This window comes from Streptomyces sp. NBC_00286 (assembly GCF_036173125.1).
GTDB lineage: Bacteria > Actinomycetota > Actinomycetes > Streptomycetales > Streptomycetaceae > Streptomyces.
In genome coordinates, this window is the sequence record NZ_CP108054.1 from 6,454,098 (window position 1) to 6,471,369 (window position 17,272).

18 protein-coding genes and 1 pseudogene are annotated in these 17,272 nt (G+C 69.5%); 8 read left to right on the forward strand and 11 right to left on the reverse strand.

From position 1 onward, the window contains the following. Window positions 1-178 precede the first annotated feature (178 nt). Window positions 179-1,063: a spermidine synthase gene (locus OHT21_RS29795; RefSeq protein ID WP_328771365.1), complete on the forward strand. Its 885-nt coding sequence runs from the start codon at window positions 179-181 to the stop codon at window positions 1,061-1,063. Between the two features lie 48 nt (window positions 1,064-1,111). On the opposite strand, the gene OHT21_RS29800 is transcribed toward OHT21_RS29795, so the two are convergent. Beyond that, the gene (locus OHT21_RS29800) at window positions 1,112-3,802 is read right to left on the reverse strand and encodes an AMP-binding protein (protein WP_328771366.1); all 2,691 of its coding nucleotides are present in this window, start codon (window positions 3,800-3,802) and stop codon (window positions 1,112-1,114) included. A 267-nt stretch (window positions 3,803-4,069) separates the two neighbouring features. On the opposite strand from OHT21_RS29800, the gene OHT21_RS29805 reads away from it, so the two are divergent. The 3 genes from OHT21_RS29805 to OHT21_RS29815 all read left to right on the forward strand — a co-directional run bounded on the left by OHT21_RS29805 (window position 4,070) and on the right by OHT21_RS29815 (window position 7,921). Next, window positions 4,070-5,119, forward strand: coding sequence for an iron ABC transporter substrate-binding protein (locus tag OHT21_RS29805; protein ID WP_328771367.1), 1,050 nt, complete (start codon window positions 4,070-4,072; stop codon window positions 5,117-5,119). Window positions 5,120-5,313: 194 nt separating this feature from the next. Continuing rightward, a complete protein-coding gene (locus tag OHT21_RS29810) occupies window positions 5,314-6,828 on the forward strand; it encodes an ABC transporter permease (protein ID WP_328774271.1) in 1,515 nt (504 codons plus the stop codon). A 19-nt stretch (window positions 6,829-6,847) separates the two neighbouring features. Beyond that, a complete protein-coding gene (locus OHT21_RS29815) occupies window positions 6,848-7,921 on the forward strand; it encodes an ABC transporter ATP-binding protein (protein ID WP_328771368.1) in 1,074 nt (357 codons plus the stop codon). Window positions 7,922-8,045: 124 nt separating this feature from the next. On the opposite strand, the gene OHT21_RS29820 is transcribed toward OHT21_RS29815, so the two are convergent. Continuing rightward, on the reverse strand, window positions 8,046-8,792 hold the full coding sequence (locus OHT21_RS29820) for an SDR family oxidoreductase (protein ID WP_328771369.1): 747 nt from the start codon (window positions 8,790-8,792) through the stop codon (window positions 8,046-8,048). 154 nt (window positions 8,793-8,946) lie between these two features. Between OHT21_RS29820 and OHT21_RS29825 the strand changes: the two genes are divergently transcribed. Continuing rightward, window positions 8,947-9,798 (forward strand): helix-turn-helix transcriptional regulator, encoded by an 852-nt coding sequence (locus OHT21_RS29825; protein ID WP_328771370.1) that lies wholly within the window; start codon window positions 8,947-8,949, stop codon window positions 9,796-9,798. On the opposite strand, the gene OHT21_RS29830 is transcribed toward OHT21_RS29825, so the two are convergent. The 8 genes and pseudogenes from OHT21_RS29830 to OHT21_RS29865 all read right to left on the reverse strand — a co-directional run. Continuing rightward, window positions 9,788-9,982, reverse strand: a complete 195-nt coding sequence (locus OHT21_RS29830; protein ID WP_328771371.1) for a DUF397 domain-containing protein — start codon at window positions 9,980-9,982, stop codon at window positions 9,788-9,790. The two genes, OHT21_RS29825 and OHT21_RS29830, sit on opposite strands and share 11 nt — an antisense overlap. Before the next feature lie 11 nt (window positions 9,983-9,993). Continuing rightward, a complete protein-coding gene (locus OHT21_RS29835) occupies window positions 9,994-10,398 on the reverse strand; it encodes a Scr1 family TA system antitoxin-like transcriptional regulator (protein WP_328771372.1) in 405 nt (134 codons plus the stop codon). A gap of 79 nt (window positions 10,399-10,477) precedes the next feature. Further along, entirely contained in the window at window positions 10,478-11,455 is a 978-nt protein-coding gene (locus OHT21_RS29840) for an SGNH/GDSL hydrolase family protein (RefSeq protein WP_328771373.1), read from the reverse strand. A 315-nt stretch (window positions 11,456-11,770) separates the two neighbouring features. Beyond that, complete coding sequence (locus OHT21_RS29845; protein ID WP_328771374.1) at window positions 11,771-13,099, reverse strand: S1 family peptidase; 1,329 nt, start codon at window positions 13,097-13,099, stop codon at window positions 11,771-11,773. Between the two features lie 215 nt (window positions 13,100-13,314). Continuing rightward, a complete protein-coding gene (locus OHT21_RS44790; RefSeq protein WP_443050447.1) occupies window positions 13,315-13,536 on the reverse strand; it encodes a Scr1 family TA system antitoxin-like transcriptional regulator in 222 nt (73 codons plus the stop codon). Window positions 13,537-13,547: 11 nt separating this feature from the next. Continuing rightward, complete coding sequence (locus OHT21_RS29855) at window positions 13,548-13,742, reverse strand: DUF397 domain-containing protein (RefSeq protein ID WP_328771375.1); 195 nt, start codon at window positions 13,740-13,742, stop codon at window positions 13,548-13,550. Window positions 13,743-13,753: 11 nt separating this feature from the next. Beyond that, window positions 13,754-14,635 carry a helix-turn-helix domain-containing protein gene (locus OHT21_RS29860; protein ID WP_328771376.1) on the reverse strand — a complete coding sequence of 294 codons (882 nt, stop codon included), beginning with the start codon at window positions 14,633-14,635 and terminating at the stop codon, window positions 13,754-13,756. A 246-nt stretch (window positions 14,636-14,881) separates the two neighbouring features. Beyond that, window positions 14,882-15,781: pseudogene (locus OHT21_RS29865) on the reverse strand (MFS transporter); the annotation flags it as partial. Between the two features lie 116 nt (window positions 15,782-15,897). Between OHT21_RS29865 and OHT21_RS29870 the strand changes: the two are divergent. Next, window positions 15,898-16,107: a type II toxin-antitoxin system VapB family antitoxin gene (locus OHT21_RS29870; RefSeq protein WP_328771377.1), complete on the forward strand. Its 210-nt coding sequence runs from the start codon at window positions 15,898-15,900 to the stop codon at window positions 16,105-16,107. 425 nt (window positions 16,108-16,532) lie between these two features. Here OHT21_RS29870 and OHT21_RS29875 read toward each other — a convergent pair whose 3' ends face one another. Further along, window positions 16,533-16,751 (reverse strand): hypothetical protein, encoded by a 219-nt coding sequence (locus tag OHT21_RS29875; protein WP_328771378.1) that lies wholly within the window; start codon window positions 16,749-16,751, stop codon window positions 16,533-16,535. A 30-nt stretch (window positions 16,752-16,781) separates the two neighbouring features. Here OHT21_RS29875 and OHT21_RS29880 point away from each other — a divergent pair, with 30 nt between their 5' ends. Beyond that, on the forward strand, window positions 16,782-16,943 hold the full coding sequence (locus OHT21_RS29880; protein ID WP_328771379.1) for a hypothetical protein: 162 nt from the start codon (window positions 16,782-16,784) through the stop codon (window positions 16,941-16,943). Continuing rightward, window positions 16,931-17,203: a hypothetical protein gene (locus OHT21_RS29885; protein WP_328771380.1), complete on the forward strand. Its 273-nt coding sequence runs from the start codon at window positions 16,931-16,933 to the stop codon at window positions 17,201-17,203. Before OHT21_RS29880 ends, OHT21_RS29885 begins: the two co-directional genes overlap by 13 nt. Window positions 17,204-17,272 lie beyond the last annotated feature (69 nt).

Sequence of the window (17,272 nt, forward strand, 5' to 3'; positions counted from 1 at the left end):
GTGCTGCAGGCGACGGCCAGTTCTTGCGTGCGGGTTCGTTGTGGCTGGTCGCGCCCCCGCGGCGGAGCCGCACATTGACACAGCCCCGCGCCCCTTTGCGGCGCTGCCGCTGAGCCTTCCTCTCGCGCCCCCGATAGCGGGCTGAGCCGCCCCGCCCGTACGCCGCGATAATGGCCCGATGGCAAGGGCAAAGGCGAAGCCGAGAACCAAGCGGTCAGGCGACCGGCGGACGGCGCAACCCGTCGTCGCCGAAGTCGACGGCGGGCTCGCCGAGCTGATGCCCGACCGGGACCGTCCGCGGGCCTGGTCGCTGTTCATCGACGGCGCCCCACAGTCGTACGTGGACCTCGACGACCCGGCGTATCTGAACTTCGAGTACCAGCGCCGCATCGGCCATGTCATCGACCTCGCCGCCCCGCCGGGCAAACCCGTGCAGGCCGTGCACCTCGGCGGCGGCGCCCTCACCCTCGCCCGCTACGTCGCCGCCACTCGCCCCCGCTCCACCCAGCAGGCCGTCGAACGCGACGCCGCCCTCGTCCAACTGGTCCGCCGCGAGCTGCCGTTGGATCCGAACGCCCGGATCCGCGTACGTTCCGCCGACGCCCGCGAAGGGCTCGCCAAGGTGCCGGACGGCTGGGCGGACCTGGTCATTGCGGACGTGTTCAGCGGGGCGCGTACGCCGGCGCATCTGACCTCGACCGAGTTTCTCGACGGCGTCCGCAGGGTGGTCAAGCCGGGCGGTTTCTACGCGGCCAACCTCGCCGACGGTCCGCCGCTGGCCCACCTGCGCGGGCAGATCGCCACGGCGGCGGGCGTCTTCCCGGAGCTCGCTCTGGTCGCCGACCCGGCCGTACTGCGCGGCAAACGCTTCGGCAACGCGGTCCTCGTCGCCTCCGACCACCCGCTCCCGATCGCCGAACTGACCCGCCGCGCCGCCTCGGACCCGCACCCCGCGAGGGTCGAACACGGCAGAACGCTGACCGACTTCACCGGCGGCGCCGCAGCGGTCACTGATGCGGCGGCGGTGGCCTCACCGCAGCCACCGCCCTCGGCGTTCCGCTGATTCCGCTGATTCCGGTTATTCCGGCGCACGTCACGGCGGAACAAGGCGTCACAGCCGTCTGACCACCCGCGTCGCCACGGCCGCGTACCCGATGCCGACGGCCAGGGAGGCGAAGAGCGCCAGGAGCGGGAAGTCGTCCGGGACGTGGGGATAGACCTGAAAGTGCGTCAGGTAGATGTAGAGCGAGCTGCTCGCCAGGATGCCCGCGATCCGGTTGAGCGGGCCCAGGCTGGGCAGCGTCGGCACCCAGATCAGCAGCGTCAGCCCGGCCACTACGAGAGTCGTGCGTAGCGGCTGGTCGTTGAAGAGGCCCGGGAGTGCGAGCAGGAGCACCGCCGTAAGCAGCGACCGCTGTCGCACGGTGGTCGCCCGCGCGGCGGCCCACCCCAGCGCGAACAGCCAGAAGACCACGGTCGGTCCGAGGTGGAAGCGGGCTGGTGCCAGGTCCGGCAGGTCGTAACGGCCGATCAGCCCGACTGCCAGGAGTGCCAATGGCACCCCGAACGCGTACCGTCGCTCCAGCCGGTCCAGCAGGGGGACTGCCATCAGCACGGCCAGGACGACCAAGATGTAGACCAGCGCCTCCACGAACCAGTAGTGCCATTCGTGACGTTCGGTCCCCTGGTCGAGGAGGCTGTTCAGCAGCAGGGCGTTGGCCGGGTCGTAGAGGCCGGTCAGCGCCACCGCGCCGGTGATCCACGCCACGCTCGGCACGGCGACGCGGGCGATGCCGCGCCACAAGTGCCGTAGGCGTGCGCGGCGTTCGGCCTCGGTGAGATGGAAACGGGCGAAGTTGTAGCCCGCGACGCCGATCAGCACATGCGCGCCGCCCTGCAGGGAGAAGAAGGGTATGTGCGAGGCGACGATCAGAACGATGCCGACTGCGCGCAGGGCTACGCCGGTTTCCAGCGTGCGACGGGTGCGCCAGGACCGTGTGGGTCGCGGGGACTTCGGGCTGCAGGCACGGATCGGGGACTTCGGGCTGCAGGTACGGATAGGGAGCCGCCTGTTCCACCAGACCGGCCGTCCGGCGGCTTCGGCTTCCGGGGCTTCGCCGACTTCCGCACCTGCCTGTTCCGTCAGGGGAGCTGCCAGGGCGCGCAGTTCGCGGATCGGCTTCGTGTGCCAGTCGGTGGGAAGCCCGCCGAGCGCCTCCTCCAACCGCAGGGACATCTCGACGTAGGACAGCGAGTCGCCGCCCAGGCTCACGAAGCTGCTGTCCTCGGTGGCATCGGCCCGGTCGAGGATCTCGGCGTAGAGCCGGTACAGGTCCCTGGCGAGCCCGGCCGCCTCTTCCACCTCCTCCGGTGCCGGGCGCGTCAGCCGTCGTACGGCCTCGTAGTCGGGCTTGCCCGTGGCGAGCCGCGGGAGTTCGGCGAGGACCCGGACCCGTATCGCGCGGGCCGGGATTCCGCACACGTCGGCCACCAGGCGCCGCAACCGGTCACCGTCGGAGGCCTCGTCCCCCGCCGCGGCCACAGCCAGCGCGTCGCCGTCCGCCGTGCAGTACGCGGTGACCCCGTGCCGCTCCAGCAGTGCCTCGACGCGCTGGGGGTCGATCCGCAGACCGAGGATCTTCACGAACCGGCCGCGGCGGCCCACGATTTCGTACAGTCCGTCGGGTGCGCGCCGGGCGAGGTCCCCCGTGTGCAGTTCCCGTACGGTCCGGCCGAGGGCGAGGTCGGCCGGGCTCTCGGCGTAACCGAGCATCACGTTCGGGCCCGAGTAGACCAGTTCGCCGATTCCGGGATCGCCCAGTTCGTCGATCCCGGGATGGCCCTGATCGTCGACCGGGTGCAGCCGGAAGGAGCCGCCGGGGATCGGCACCCCGACGGCTTCCGGGCGCTCGGCGGCGAGGTGCGGCGGCAGGTAGGCCATACGGGCCGTCGCCTCGGTCTGCCCGTACATCACGAAGAGTTCCCAGCCGGACCGGCGCCCCAACTCCGCGTACCGTGCGACGCGTTCGGGTGCGAGCCGACCGCCGGCCTGGGTGACGCGGCGCAGCTGCGGCAGCCGCATCCGCTCGAAGCCGACCCGGTCGAGCAGGTCGAAGGTGTACGGCACCCCGGCGAGGGACGTGCCTCGCGCGGTACGGAACTCCGCCCAGAAGGCCGGCTCCGACACCGACCGGTCCGTGAGGATCAGCCCGGCGCCGCGCAGCAGGTGGCTGTGGACCACCGACAGGCCGTAGCAGTAGTGCATGGGGAGGGTCGTGGCCGCGCGGTCGGTGTCGGAGATGCCGAGGTAGGCGGCGATGGACTCGGCGTTGGCCTGGACGTTCTCGTGGGACAGCCGCACCAGTTTGGGTGAGCCGGTCGAACCGGAGGTGCTCAACAGCAGGGCGAGATCCGGATGGAGGGTGTGGCTGCTGCCGTGGTGCCGCTCGTCGAGGGTCCAGGTGCCGTGGTCGTCCGGCCGGGACACCACGTCCGGGTCGTACGCGGCGGTCAGGGCGCGTATCGCGCGGTCGTTGTCGCCGGGGACGAGCAGCACGGGGTGGCCCGCGGAGAGGGCGGCGAGGTGGACGACGAGGGCGTCGGCCCGGTTGGCGCCGGCCAGCAGCACCAGTCGGCGTACGGGGCCGAGGCGCTCGGCGGTGGCGGCCACGCGTTCTGCCAGCCGGCGGTAGGAGAGCTCCCCGTCGGGGGTGATCAGCGCGACGCGGTCGCCGTACGCCGCGAGCTTCCGCGCGAACGGCACGCCGTGCGGACGCACTTGAGGCGCACTCAGCGGACGCACGGGCGGTTCTGGAAAGGGGACCGAGGCGGGCGGGGCGGATGACGGGGCCGAAATGGTGGGCGGCGCCTGGAGAGGCCCGAAGGGGTCGATCACGGTGCGCGCCTTTCCGCCAGCGGAGTCCGCCGGTAACACAGATCCCTTGACGCTTAGGCAAGGTTTACCTTATTCATAGCATGTTCACAGTTGGCAAAAAAGCGTCACTACGCCGCTCGCCGCCCGACGACGCGACCAGCGGCGTCGCAGCGAGCCACGCAGGAAGGCACCCTCATGCGACGCCCTCTGGCTGGCCGAATCACCGCGCTCGTCGCGGCCGGCCTGCTGCTCCCCGCCCTCGCCGCCTGCGGCTCCGACGACGACAAGAGCAGCCCGGGGGAGGGCGGCGACTCCGCCCTCGTCATCTACTCCGGCCGTAACGAGAAGCTGGTCAAGCCGATCCTCGACAAGCTGGAGAAGGCCGTCGGCACCAAGGTCGAGGTGCGTTACGGGGACAGCGCCGAGTTGGCCGCGCAGATACTGGAGGAGGGCGACCGCACCAAGGCCGGACTGTTCTTCTCCCAGGACGCCGGGGCGCTCGGCGCCCTCGCCAAGGAGGGGATGCTGGCGCAGCTCTCGCAGGACCAGCTGGACAAGGTCGACAAGGCCTACCGGAGCGCCGACGGCGACTGGGTGGGCGTCTCCGGGCGCGTCCGCGTGATCGCGTACAACCCGGACAAGGTCGCCGAGGGAGAGGTCCCGGACAGCGTCCACGACGTGGTGAAGCCCGAGTGGAAGGGCAAGGTCGGCTTCGCGCCCACCAACGCCTCCTTCCAGGCCTTCGTCACCGGCATGCGCGTGCTGGAGGGCGACGACGCGACCCGTGAGTGGCTGGAGGGCCTGAAGGCGAACGGCGCCAAGACGTACGCCCACAACCTCGCGACGCTCGACGGGGTCGAAGCCGGCGAGGTCTCCCTCGGGCTGGTCAACCACTACTACTGGTACGAGCGGGTCGCCGAGAAGGGCGAGGACAAGGTCAACTCCAAGCTGCACTTCCTGCCCGGCAAGGACCCCGGCGCGCTGATCAACGTCGCCGGGGCGGGCGTCCTCAAGGACAGCGGGCAGAGCGAGACCGCCCAGAAGGCCGTCGGCTTCCTGCTGTCGGAGGAGGCGCAGACCTACTTCGCCGACAAGACCATGGAGTACCCGCTGGCCGCGGGCGTCACCAGCACCGTCGAGGGCCTGCCGCCGTTCGACTCCCTCGAGTCGCCCGACATCGACCTCGGCAAGCTGGAGTCCCTCCAGGAGACCCTGGCCATGCTCCAGGACGTCGGGCTGGTCTGACGGCTGTGACCACATCGCAGTCCGGGCGCCCCGACACGAGCAGTGAGGTGCCCGGTGCACGTCGGTCCCGGACGGGCGGGGAGCCACCCCGCCGGTCCCGGACGGGCGGGGAGCCACCCCGCCGGTCCCGGACGGGTGGGGAGCCACCCCGTTCCCGTACGGTCCAAAAGGCGCTCGGCGCCCGGTCGTTCCGTATCGCGGCCGGGCCCAGACCACCCCTCGTTCTGCTCGTCCCCGCCTGCATAGCCGCCCTCTTCGCCCTGCTCCCGCTCGGCTATCTCGCCGTCCGCGCCCTCGAACGCGGCCCCGGTTACGCCTGGGACGTCGTCGCGGACGAACGCACCCTGCACCTGCTCGGCCGCAGCCTCGGCCTCACCGCCGTGGTCGTCGCGGCCAGCCTGGTGCTGGGCGTCTCGCTGGCCTGGCTGACGGTGCGCACCGCCCTGCCGGGCGCCCGCGCCTGGTCGGTGCTGGCCACGCTGCCGCTGGCGGTGCCCAGCTACGTCGCCGCCTTCGCCTGGCTGTCCGCCGCCCCCGGACTCGCCGGTTTCGCGGGCGCCGCACTCGCCCTGACCCTGGTCAGCTTCCCGTACGTCCACCTGCCGGTCGCCGCCGCGCTGCGCGGCATCGACCCCGCGCAGGAGGAGGCCTCGCGCTCCCTCGGCCACGGCCCGGCGGCGACCTTCCTGCGGGTCACCCTGCCGCAACTGCGACCGGCCGCGGCGGGCGGCGGGCTGCTCGTCGCGCTGTACGTGCTCTCCGACTTCGGCGCGGTCTCACTGATGCGGTACGACACCTTCACCCGCGCCATCCACACCTCGTACCGCGCGTCCTTCGACCGCACCCCGGCCGCCGCGCTCAGCGTCGTGCTGGTGGTGATGACGGTGGCCCTGGTCGCCGCCGAGGCCCGTACGCGCGGACGCGCCGGGCACGCAAGGACCGGCACCGGCACCGCCCGCCCGGCCGTACCTCTGGCACTGGGCCGGTGGCGGCCTCTCGTCCTCCTCTGGTGCGGGGCGGTGGTGGCCGCGGCCGTCGTCTTCCCGCTCGGCACCCTCGCGTACTGGCTGACCGCCGGCAGCTCGGCCACCTGGGACCTGGGCGCGATCGCGGACACCGCGTGGGCCACGCTCACCGTCGCCGCGGCCGGGGCCGCCCTCACCACGGCCCTCGCCCTGCCCGTCGGGGTGATCGCCGCCCGGTACCGGGGGCGCGGCGCGCGCCTGCTGGAGCAGGCGGCGTACGCGGGCCATGCGCTGCCCGGCATCACGGTCGCCCTCTCCCTGGTCTTCTTCGCGGTCCGCTACGCGTACCCCCTGTACCAGCAACTCCCGCTCCTGGTCTGCGCGTACGCGGTCCTCTTCCTGCCGGTCGCGGTGGCCGCAACGCGGGCCGCCGTGCTCCAGGCGCCGCCCGTGCTGGAGGACGTGGCCCGGTCGCTGGGGCGGCGGCCGTGGCAGGTCCTGCGCGAGGTGACCGTGCCGCTGGCTGCGCCGGGGGTGGCGGCGGGGGCGGCACTCACGTTCGTGGTCTGCATGAAGGAGTTGCCCGCCACTCTTCTCCTGCGCCCCACCGGCATGGACACCCTGGCCACCCGCCTCTGGACCGAGACGGGCGCCGGGTCCTTCGCGGCGGCCGCACCCTACGCGGCCGCGCTGATCCTGCTGGCGGCCGTCCCTTCGTACCTCCTGGGGAGGCACCGCACGTGAACACAGACAGGCGCCGCACATGAACGAACTGCACGTCGAAGGGCTGACCAAGTCGTACGGGGACGGCGGCCCCGTTCTGCGCGGACTGGACCTGACCGTCCCGACCGGCGCCCTGGCCGCCGTCCTCGGTCCTTCCGGCTGCGGCAAGACGACCCTGCTGCGCATCGTCGCCGGCTTCCTGCACGCCGACGCGGGCACGGTGCGGGTGGGCGACCGGGTCCTGACCGGCCCGGGTGCGGGCGTCCATGTGCCGCCCGAGCGGCGCCGCGTCGGTATCGTCCCGCAGGAGGGCGCGCTGTTCCCGCACCTGAGCGTGGCCCACAACGTGACCTTCGGCCTGAAGGGTGTGGACCGGGCCGAACGACGCCGCCGCACGGACGAGATGCTGGAACTGGTCGGCCTGGCAGGCTACGGCGACCGCATGCCCCACGAACTGTCGGGCGGCCAGCAGCAACGCGTCGCGCTCGCCCGGGCGCTCGCCCCGCGCCCTCAACTGGTGCTGCTGGACGAGCCGTTCAACGCCCTCGACAGCGCGCTACGGGCGGGAGTACGGGCCGACGTGCGGACGGCGCTGCGCGCGACGGGCGCCACGGCCGTGCTGGTCACCCACGACCAGCAGGAGGCCCTGTCCACCGCCGACCTCGTCGCCGTGGTACGGGACGGCCGCGTCGCCCAGTGCGCCACTCCGCAGGACCTCTACCGGAGCCCCGCCGACCCCTGGGTCGCCGACTTCGTGGGCGACGCCGTCCTGCTCCCCGGCACGCTCGAGACCGACGGCACGGCCCGCACACCGCTGGGCACCGTGTCCCTGGGCGCCCCGCCCGCGGGCCTGCGCACCGGCACGGTCCTGCTCCGCCCGGAACAGCTCCGCCTCACTGACCCCACCGCGGAAGACGCGGCACGGGGCACGGTGACCGACGTCTGCTACTACGGCCACGACGCCATGGTCACCGTGTCCGTCGACGGCCACGACGCCCCGGTCGGCATCCGGGTCGCGGGCCCGCTGCGGGTGCGGCTGGGTGAGGAGACGGGGGTGCGGGTTGTGGGGGAGGGGGCGCTGCATGCGGAGGACACCGAAGTACGGCCGAGGTGACTCGTAGCAGCTGAGCAGCACCCCCGTACGTATACGAGGAACTGCGGCGCTACAACATCGCGTTCCGCGTTCCGTGTGCCTGGTGCCTGGTGCCTGGTGCCTGGTGCCTGGTGCCTGGTGCCGCTCAGCGGAAATCGCTGAGCATGGCCAGGACGTCGTCGTACGTACCGTTCGCCGCCGCGTCGCGAAAGAACCTGGCCCGCTCGACGACGATCTCCCTGGCATCGGGGTTTTCCCGCAGAAGGTCCACGGCCTCGGTGAGGTAGTCCTCCAGCGGCATGGCGCTCTCGTCCTCCTGCTGGCCCATGAGGGTGGTGCGCACGCCCGGCGGGACCACCTCGATCACCTGGACGCCGCTGTCGGCGAGCTGCACGCGCAGGCTCTCGGAGAAGGAGTGCAGCGCGGCCTTGGTCGCGCCGTAGGTCGGGGTGACCGCCAGCGGCACAAAGCCCATCGACGAGGTGACGTTCATGACGACCGCGTCGTCCTTGCCCGTGAGCAGGGGCAGGAAGGCGTACGTCATCCGGATCGTGCCGAGCAGATTGACCGTGACGTGGTCCTCGGCGACCGGGAGGGAGGCGGGGTCGAGGAGGTTCTCGCGCAGCATGATGCCGGCGTTGTTGACCAGGACGTTCAGGTCGGGATGAGCGGCTGCCACCGTCTCGGCGGCGTGGGCGATCGACGCGGGGTCGGCGACGTCGAGGACGAGCGCCGCGATGCCGGGGTGCTCGGTCGTGATCTCGTCCAGGAGTTCCTTGCGGCGGCCGGCGACGATCACCTTGTTGCCTGCCTCGTGCAGACGCAGCGCCAGGCCGAGCCCGATGCCCGAGGTGCCACCGGTGATCAGGATCGTGTTGCCGGTCATCTTCATGGGGGTCTCTCTCTTTCGCTGCTGGCTGCGGGCCGGTGATCGCCGCGCCCGCAGCCCGACCGTAGGAGCGCCTGCGCGGAGGCGGGAGAGGACGGTTTATCCATGGATCGGCGATCCCTGGATGGGCCGACGCAAAACGGCGACCATGGGGGACATGGACAAGAAAGAACTGGCGGAGTTCCTGCGTCGGCGGCGCGAGATGCTGCGCCCCGCCGACGTCGGACTGGTCGAGGGCCCGCGCCGGCGCACCCGGGGGCTGCGCCGCGAGGAGGTCGCCCAGCTCGCCGGCATGTCCACCGACTACTACGCCCGCCTGGAACAGCGGCGTGCTCCGCAGCCGTCCGTCCAGATCGCCACCGCCCTCGCCAGGGCCCTGTGCCTGACACCGGACGAACGCGATCACCTCTTCGCCCTCATCGGCCACAACGCCCCGGCCCGCTTGCAGCCCTCCGAGCACGTCAGCCCGACCCTCCTGCGGGTCCTGGAACGCCTGAACGACGACACCCCGGCCCTGGTGCTGACCGACATGGCCGAAACCCTCGCGATGAACCCGATCGCCACCGCCCTGCTCGGCGACCAGACCAGGCATACGGGCCTGGCCCGCAGTGGCTACTACCGCTGGTTCACCGATCCGGCCGAGCGCCTGTACTACGCCGAAGAGGACCGGCCGCGCCACAGCCGCATGATGGCGGCCCGCCTGCGGGCCGTGCTGACGGCCGGCAGCGACGTCGACCGGGCCGCCCGTATGGTCGCCGAACTCCACGAAATCAGCCCCGAGTTCGCCCGCGTGTGGGAACTCGGGGAGGTCGCCCGCCGCTACGCGGAGTGCAAGACCATCCTCCACCCGGACCTCGGCCGTATCGACATCGACGCCCAGGTCCTGTTCACCGAGAACCGCGCCCAGACCCTGGTGGTACTGCCCGCCCGCCCCGGCACGGACAGCCAGGGAAAACTCGAACTGCTCTCCGTCATAGGCCACCAGGCGCAGGTGGGGCTCAGCGGCTGAGGTCTCCTGACTTCAGTGCCTGCAGCAGGCCCGCGAGGGCGCGAGGTGTGGTCGTGGCTATTCCGTCCGGTTGATCGCTCTCGCGGAGATGAATGCGGTACGGGGTCGAGGCCGCCGCCAGCTCTACACACTCGCCTTCGCCGCCGGTGCTGAACGACGACTTCTGCCAGACGAGTTGGGGCATGGCGGGCCCTTTCAAAGGGTGTACATGACGTGCTGGATCAGGCTCAGTGAGTCACGGGACTCGTGCGACTCCGGTGCCGATTCCGGGTCGACCGGTGCCAGCGCCAGTTGCGAGAGCCTCTCGAACATCTTCGCGTACTCGTCGAGTTGGCCTCCATCCCACAGGAAGAGCGACTTCGTCGGGTGTTCCATGTGCACCGTGTCCAGCTCTGGGGCGTCGCCGCCGAAGATGACGAACGAGCGGCTGTGCGCGGCATAGACGCCCGCCTCGAACGGATACACCTGCACGGTCACGTTGGGCAGCCGGGAGACCTCCATCAACCGCACCAACTGCCGACCGAGAGGCCGAGGTCCAGGTCTCGGCTGATGCCACCGAACTGCTCTCGGGCAAACCGGTCGAGGGCAGTTCGGTGGCATTGCGCCGGGGACGTCGTGGTCGTACGGGAACCGCGCTGAGACTCTCGAGCCCCTTGGGGCCGTTGGTCTGTCGGCGGCGTCAGGTGCGGAGCACCCGGAGGACCAGCTTCTTGAGCTCGGCGTGCCCCTTGGCGTTGGGGTGGTACGAGTCGCCGATCGCGGGGGTGTCGACAGGCTCGGTCAGGAAGGACTCCGCACTGCAGATCTCATGGTCCGCGTAGGCGGGCTGCGGGTTCAGGAACCTCAGCTTTATACCGCCGACGGCCGACACCGCGTCCTTGATCACCTGATTGAGCTGCGCGGCGGCTCTGTTCATCTCGGAGCGCACAAGCGGACTGGGGTTGAAGACGTCCTCAAGGACGGTGCATGCTCCATCCAGGTCGAACAGCTCGGGGTAGCCGATGACGACCAGGTTGCGCAGGTTCGGAGCGGCGGCCAGGATCTCGTTGTAGGTCGCCTCCAGCCGCGGCTGGAGGTCGTTCTCCATGATCGACAGGGATTCGTTCAGGGCGATGGCGCAGGCCCCTGTGATGTCGGGCAGTGCGACGCAGAGTTCCATTGCCCGGGCGAACTTGACGTCGTTGCCGCCGATGGTGAGTGTCACCACATCCGTCTGGTCGTTCAGCACCGTCAGCTGCCGGTCCCGGACGTCCTGGGAGACCGCCCCGGCGCACGCGGCGAAGGTGTAGCTGCTGATGAAGCCGTCGGCGTCGCCTTCCTCCTTGGCGAGCAGCGCGGAGTACGCCTTGTCGCTGCGCTGGCAGTTGTTGTTGTGGTTGACCGAGGTCGGCGGGGCGTTGACGGTGAGGGTGTCGACCGGGGGAATCGTGGCGTCGTTGGACAGGTACGGGTCGGCGCCGGTGCCGGCCGAGTAGGAGTCGCCGAGGGCGACGTAGTCGCTTCCACCCTCGGCACCGCTGGCGGTGAACGGTATGACGGCCGCGGCGGCCACGACGGCCAGGCCGCTCAGCCAGGCCAGGGTCTTTTTGCGGGGAGTACGGCGGGCGCGATGACCGCTGTTGGCACTGGGGGCACTGTTGGTTCTGCGAGTTGACACGGGGGTACGTCCTTTCGCGGCTGAGCAAGGGGGCTTGGCAGCCGGAAGGGCGGCATGCGGCACGGGGGAAGCACACTTGAGGGGAGAGACGGCAGGCCGCAGCGCAGGACAGATGGCGGCCTGCCGCCTCAACTCAGGGGGCGCTCACCAGAGGTGGCTCACGCGGGGGGTGGGTTCGTGCCGGACGGTGCCCGTTCCGGATCGTTTCGGAATCGCGGATCTCTCCGGATCGTTCCGGATCGTTCCGGATCGTTCCGGATCGCTGGAGATCGCTCTGGCGCGCTCTGGATCAGCGCTCGGGGTCAGCGCTCCGGATCAGGAGGAGCCGCTGCCTCCCCCACCTGATCCGGCCAGCTTCAACTCGTAGGGCCCACCCTCCGGAACGGCGATGTCGATCGGCTGGAAGTGGGACTCGTTCTCCTCCTTCGGGTCGACCTCTTCCCCGCACTGACCGTTGATGTTGTTGCCCGAGCCGGCGATCCCCAGGGCGAGAACCGCTCCTGGCTGGGTGACATCGCCCGCGAAGGTGTAGACGGGGGCGCCGCTGTCACCCCCCTTGACGCACATGCTCGCCTTCACCATGCCGTTGTATGTGGTGGTGGTGCCGTCCGGGTTCGGTATCTCGACGGATTCATTGACCGCCTCGATCTCGCCGCACGTCTCGTCGGTGGTGACGCCGAGCTTGCAGACGACGGTGCCCACGATCATCGTCCTCTGGATGCCGATGACCGGCTCTTCCACGAACGCGAGGTTCGGCACGCTGGAGTGATCCTGGTTCAGCTCCACGAAACCGTAGTCGCCGTCCGCTCCGTCGTGGATGTCGAACGCGGTACCGGCGTCCTTGCCCTTGAACTGCACCGGAGTGTCCGCGTTGAGACAGTGGCCGGCGGTGATGAGGCCGTCCGTAGTGGTGGTGCGAGGGTCACCAGGGAGGTCCTCGATATCAACTCCCCAGCCGGCCGTACATCCCTGACCGCCGATCGTGATCTGTTGTCCGGGAGGGACATCGACGGCCCTCTGGAGCGTGCCCGCCTTCTTGGTGACCGTGACCGCGTCGCCGTACTGCTCGGCCTTGGCCAGGAGCCGTGCGACGGCTTTCCCGGAGGAGGAGTACGCGACTTCGACCTTGCCGCTCTTCGGATTGATGCCGACGGTCATGCCTGCCTCGCCCCCTGCGGAGGCGAGGAGTTGCTGTCGGATCTCCGTCAGTTCTTCCCAACTGGAGGAAACCTGACGTGGTGTCGCACCGGCGTCGCTCGCCAGCGTGCCGCCCTTGTCGGTCAGGACGTTCACCACCAGCTCACCGTCGCCGTCGATGTACGCCGACTGGATGTCGTCCGGCGCCTCGGCCCGCAGTTTCTCGGCGGTTTTCACATACCGCTGCTGGTTCCGCATCCGGGCCTCCGCGGCCTCGCGGTCCATCCCGGATTCGACCAGATAGTCGACAGCCGTCTGGTATGTTCCCTCGGGGTCGATCTGCCCGGGCTGCTCCAGTGATGTACCAGGCGTCGTATCGTCGGGGGAACTCCCGCCCGGTGCGGCTATACCCACTCCGGCGGCCAGCACGACGGCCGCACCACCGGCGATCATTCCCACCTTGGCGCGCCGCCCCGTACGCCCCGGCCGATCATGTCTTGCGCTCATGGTCACGTCCTTGCATCCCGAGAAGGTGTACTCCGGGAGAGCTTCGTGTTCAGGACGTTCGGCCAATAGAGTCAAATATCCCGGGTGAAACGTTCCATGAGGTTCTTTTCGAGCGACCGGAGGGTTTTTCGTTCCTATTTGATCCGTTCATTTGCAATGTAAAGGCATGGTAAAAGATCAGCGAAGGAGGGCCCCCACGTAAGTCTACTGACGAGTCATTTTCCGGGATAGCGACGGACTGTGACGGGGCATCGACTGCGCACGCCTGGGACGCGCCCGCCATCAAAGGTCGCGAACGCGCGGCCGTACGCGGAGTGGGCGCCCGCCTCGAACGGGACGACCTGCACGGTCACGTTGGGCAGCCGCGACACCTCCATCAGCTGTGCGCGCATCACCGTGCGCAGGACCGTCCTCCGCGTACGGGACGTCGTGTTCACGCACGTGGGGCTTAGTGGCTGAGGTTTCCTGACTTCAGTGCATGCAGCAGGCCCGCCAGGGCGCGAGGTGTGGTCGTGGCTATCCCGTGCGGCTGGTCGCTCTCGCGGAGATGAATGCGGTACGGGGCCGAGGCCGCCGCCAGCTCTACGCAGTTGCCCTCGCCGCCTGAGCTGAACGACGACTTCTGCCAGGCAAGTTGGGGCATGCTCGGTCCTTTCACAAGGTGTACATCACGTGCTGGATGAGGCTCAAAGAGTCCCGTGACTCGTGCGATTCCGGCGCCGATTCCGGGTCGACCGGAGCTAGCGCCAGTTGCGAGAGCCTCTCGAACATCTTCGCGTACTCGTCGAGTTGGTCTCCATCCCGCAGGAAGAGCGACTTCGTCGGATGTTCCAGGTAGACCGTGTCCAGTTCGGGGGTCGTGCAGCCGTAGATGACGAACGACTGGGTGTGCGCGGCGTAGTTCCCAGCTTCGAACGGGTAAACCTGCACGGTCATGTTGGGCAGCCGGGAGACCTCGATCAGCCGCAGGAGTTGCCTGCGCATGATTGCCGGGCCGCCCACGCGGGTGTGGAGCGCGGCCTCGTGGATGACGGCGTGATACGTCACGGGGGAATCGCGGGTCAGTACACGCTGCCGCGCCAGGCGGAACTGGGCGTAGCGGTCAGCCCGTTGCGGGTCCCCCTCGGTGGCTTCGAGCACTGCGCGGGCGTAGTCCTTGGCCTGGAGCATGCCGGGGATGAGCATCGGTTCGTGCGTTCGTAGCACGGTTGACCGCGATTCGAGTTCGGCCAGATCGCGGGCCGCTGGCCCGATGGTGTCGCTGAACTCGCTCCACCAACCCTTCCCGCGTTCCTGAGCCATCGCCATCAGGCCGTCGAAGTAGGCGCCCTCCGGGCAACCGTAGGCACGTAGCAACTTGTACAACCCGTTGCGCGGGACATCGACGCGGCCGCTCTCGATGTGGCTGATCCTGGTGCGCTCGGCATGGATGAGCTCGGCAGCGGCGTCACCCGACATCCCTGCCTGGATGCGTAGTTTGCGCAGCTCAGCCCCCAGACGTCGCTGACGCTCGCTGGGGCTGCTCCTCGGTGGCATGCGGTCCTCCCTGTGGCCTTGCGCAGTGTGTCGCGAGGACGGCGCCGACGTCCATCGCACTGAAGGGGCGTCACTCTTGAGAGGGAAGCATGCTGTACACGGTTGTAACTTTCCCATGAGTGGCCCTACCTTCGGCATCGACCCAATCACCCCGCGTCACGAGGAAGCACCCCCGCCCTCAAGTCAGTTGACGAGCCCGGACCTGGTCACCGCGTAGGCGCCCAACCCGACAGGAGCCCCATGGAAAGGCACCCAGCCGATGGCGGCGAGCAGGCGGAAGGCGATCAGAGTGGCACCGACGTCCAGTCTTCTGGCCAAGCGACCGGAGAGCGCACCGCCGAGTACCGCACCGACACTCGCGCAGGCATACGTGACCCCCAGACCGAATTCCCCGATCTTGAGGCTCTGCAGAGCGAAGACAACGAAGACCGTGCTCACCATGCTGTTGAAGAAGAGCATCGCGTGCGAGGTCAGGGCGATGGACGCCAGCGTGCCATGCCGGTAGACCCATGCCACGCCCTCGCGCAGCTCGCTGCCCAGGCTGCGCCGTGCACCTCGATCGGGGACGGGGTCGGGCGCCTTCACCGAGGCGAGCAACAGGCCGGATATCAGGTAGGTGAGGGCGTCCACCAGCACGGCAAGCGGCGCTCCCATGATTTTGATCAGCACCCCGGCGATCAGCGGGCCGCTCGAGCCGGCCACCGCGTCGGCCTGTTGCATACGGGCGTACCCCGCGTTGAGCAGCTCTTTGGGTACCAGCTGTGGCACATACGACTGGTTCGCCGCCTCGAACAGCAAGGACAGCACCCCGAACACGAAGACGAACATGCACAGAGCGGGGATGCTGAGGCGATCCAGCGCGTACAGCACGGGTATGGCACCGAGCAGGACCGCCCGTCCGAGGTCCGTGGCAACCATCATCGGCTTACGCCGCCAGCGGTCCACCACAACCCCGGCTATGAGTCCGAAGAGCAGATACGGAACCCAGCGGGCGGCGTTGACGATGTCTACCTCGGTGGCGGAGGCGCTCAGCGCCACGGCTGTAAGGATCTGCAACGCCAGCCCCGTGACCTGAGAACCGAATGCAGACACGGCCGAAGCGGTCAAGAAACGTACGTACCCAGGGACTTCCACCAGGCGCGGCATGATCGGACCGTATCAGCGAAGATCACCGGCAGACGCTGTCGGAACAGGTCACCCAACGACGGCAGGCATGCGCCGGTGTTGCCGACTCTCGCTACGAAACCACAGGAGGTCCGCTCATGGCCAAGACGCTGATCGACATCGACGAGGACCTACTGACCGAGGCGGCCATTGTGTTCGGAACCAAGACCAAGAGGGACACCGTCAACGCCGCGCTCAAGGAAGGCGTCGAGCGCAAGAAGCATGCGCTCGCCCTGGCCCGGCTGGCGGCGCGGGCTGACGCCGGTGACTTCGACACGTTGCTGGACAAGGAGAACTACCGTCGATGAGTGCGGCCGCCTGCCTCAGGTCCGCTTACTGAGGTCGCGTTCCTCTACTGCGTCAGGAACGCGGAAGACCGGGCGGATCTGGTCCGGGATCTGGACGCGTTGTTCGGCTGGACTCCCTTGGACGACCGCGCGGTGACGCGCGCTTGGGACGTGCAACGAGAAACTCACGGACAAGGGCAAGCACCGTTCCGCGGGTGCGGTAGTCGGCTGAGGGGTGGGTGGGCTGTTGCGGGAACTTGTGACACTTGCACGTGCAAGTGTCACAAGTTCCCGCAACAGCCTTGGTCCCCCGAGGGCCGCTCGGTCACAGCGTCGACGGCGACCTCTAACCGGGGCGCGGGTGAGTGCTCCGCTGCCGACGGCCACGCGGGCGAAGACGGGCATGGCTGTGGCGAGTTGTGGTGACGGGACAGCTCGAGACCAGCTCACTCGGCGAGTTCCGGCACCAGTTCCGCCGTCGGATGGGGCGTGCTCACGCCGGTGAGCCAGGCGACGCGGGCGGCGTGTACCCGGGTGTCCACGTCGAGCTTGGCGCAGATGCGGCGGAGGTGGCCTAGCTGCGCGCCACCGCCGACGCACTCCGGCTCCCGATCCAGACTGAGGGCCCGCTCATGGTCACCGGCGTCTCCGCCGACCAGAGCCACGCCGTACAACAGGCCGTCATCAACGCAGGCATGGACGCCAGCGCCGTACAGATCAACTTCACACCGGACGATCCCGTACCCCCCGCCGCACTGCTGGCCACCGCCGCGGGCCTGGTGACCTTCGCGCTCTTCGCCATCCTGGCCGCCACCCGCAGCCAGACCGCGTCCTGCGCCGCTACGTGGCCCGACTGATCGCCGTCGGCATTCCTCCGCGCTGGGCCCGTCACGTCCTGCTCGCCCAGCACGGCGCACTCATCGCGGCGAGCACCGTCCTCGGCCTGGTGATCGCCCTGGTCCCGAGCGTCGTCCTCGCCCTGCAGATCAACGGCTTCGTCCTGAGCGTCCCCTGGTGGCAACTGGCCGTTCTCGCCGTGTCCCTCTACCTGGCCGCTCTCCTCGCCGCGCTCCACTCCGCCCACAAGCTCAGCGTCACGGAAGCGGGACGGGGCTGAAACGGCCGTACGGGCGGCCACTCTCGCGGAGGCGGACCAGGAGTGCGGGGCGCGGCACCCCCCTCAAGC

Coding starts and splice junctions, on each gene's coding strand:
- OHT21_RS29795 (WP_328771365.1), top strand. CDS start 179: ATGGCAAGGGCAAAGGCGAAGCCGAGAACCAAGCGGTCAGGCGACCGG.
- OHT21_RS29805 (WP_328771367.1), top strand. CDS start 4,070: ATGCGACGCCCTCTGGCTGGCCGAATCACCGCGCTCGTCGCGGCCGGC.
- OHT21_RS29815 (WP_328771368.1), top strand. CDS start 6,848: ATGAACGAACTGCACGTCGAAGGGCTGACCAAGTCGTACGGGGACGGC.
- OHT21_RS29820 (WP_328771369.1), bottom strand. CDS start 8,792: ATGAAGATGACCGGCAACACGATCCTGATCACCGGTGGCACCTCGGGC.
- OHT21_RS29825 (WP_328771370.1), top strand. CDS start 8,947: ATGGACAAGAAAGAACTGGCGGAGTTCCTGCGTCGGCGGCGCGAGATG.
- OHT21_RS29830 (WP_328771371.1), bottom strand. CDS start 9,982: ATGCCCCAACTCGTCTGGCAGAAGTCGTCGTTCAGCACCGGCGGCGAA.
- OHT21_RS29835 (WP_328771372.1), bottom strand. CDS start 10,398: ATGCCACCGAACTGCCCTCGACCGGTTTGCCCGAGAGCAGTTCGGTGG.
- OHT21_RS29845 (WP_328771374.1), bottom strand. CDS start 13,099: ATGAGCGCAAGACATGATCGGCCGGGGCGTACGGGGCGGCGCGCCAAG.
- OHT21_RS29855 (WP_328771375.1), bottom strand. CDS start 13,742: ATGCCCCAACTTGCCTGGCAGAAGTCGTCGTTCAGCTCAGGCGGCGAG.
- OHT21_RS29860 (WP_328771376.1), bottom strand. CDS start 14,635: ATGCCACCGAGGAGCAGCCCCAGCGAGCGTCAGCGACGTCTGGGGGCT.
- OHT21_RS29870 (WP_328771377.1), top strand. CDS start 15,898: ATGGCCAAGACGCTGATCGACATCGACGAGGACCTACTGACCGAGGCG.
- OHT21_RS29880 (WP_328771379.1), top strand. CDS start 16,782: ATGGACGCCAGCGCCGTACAGATCAACTTCACACCGGACGATCCCGTA.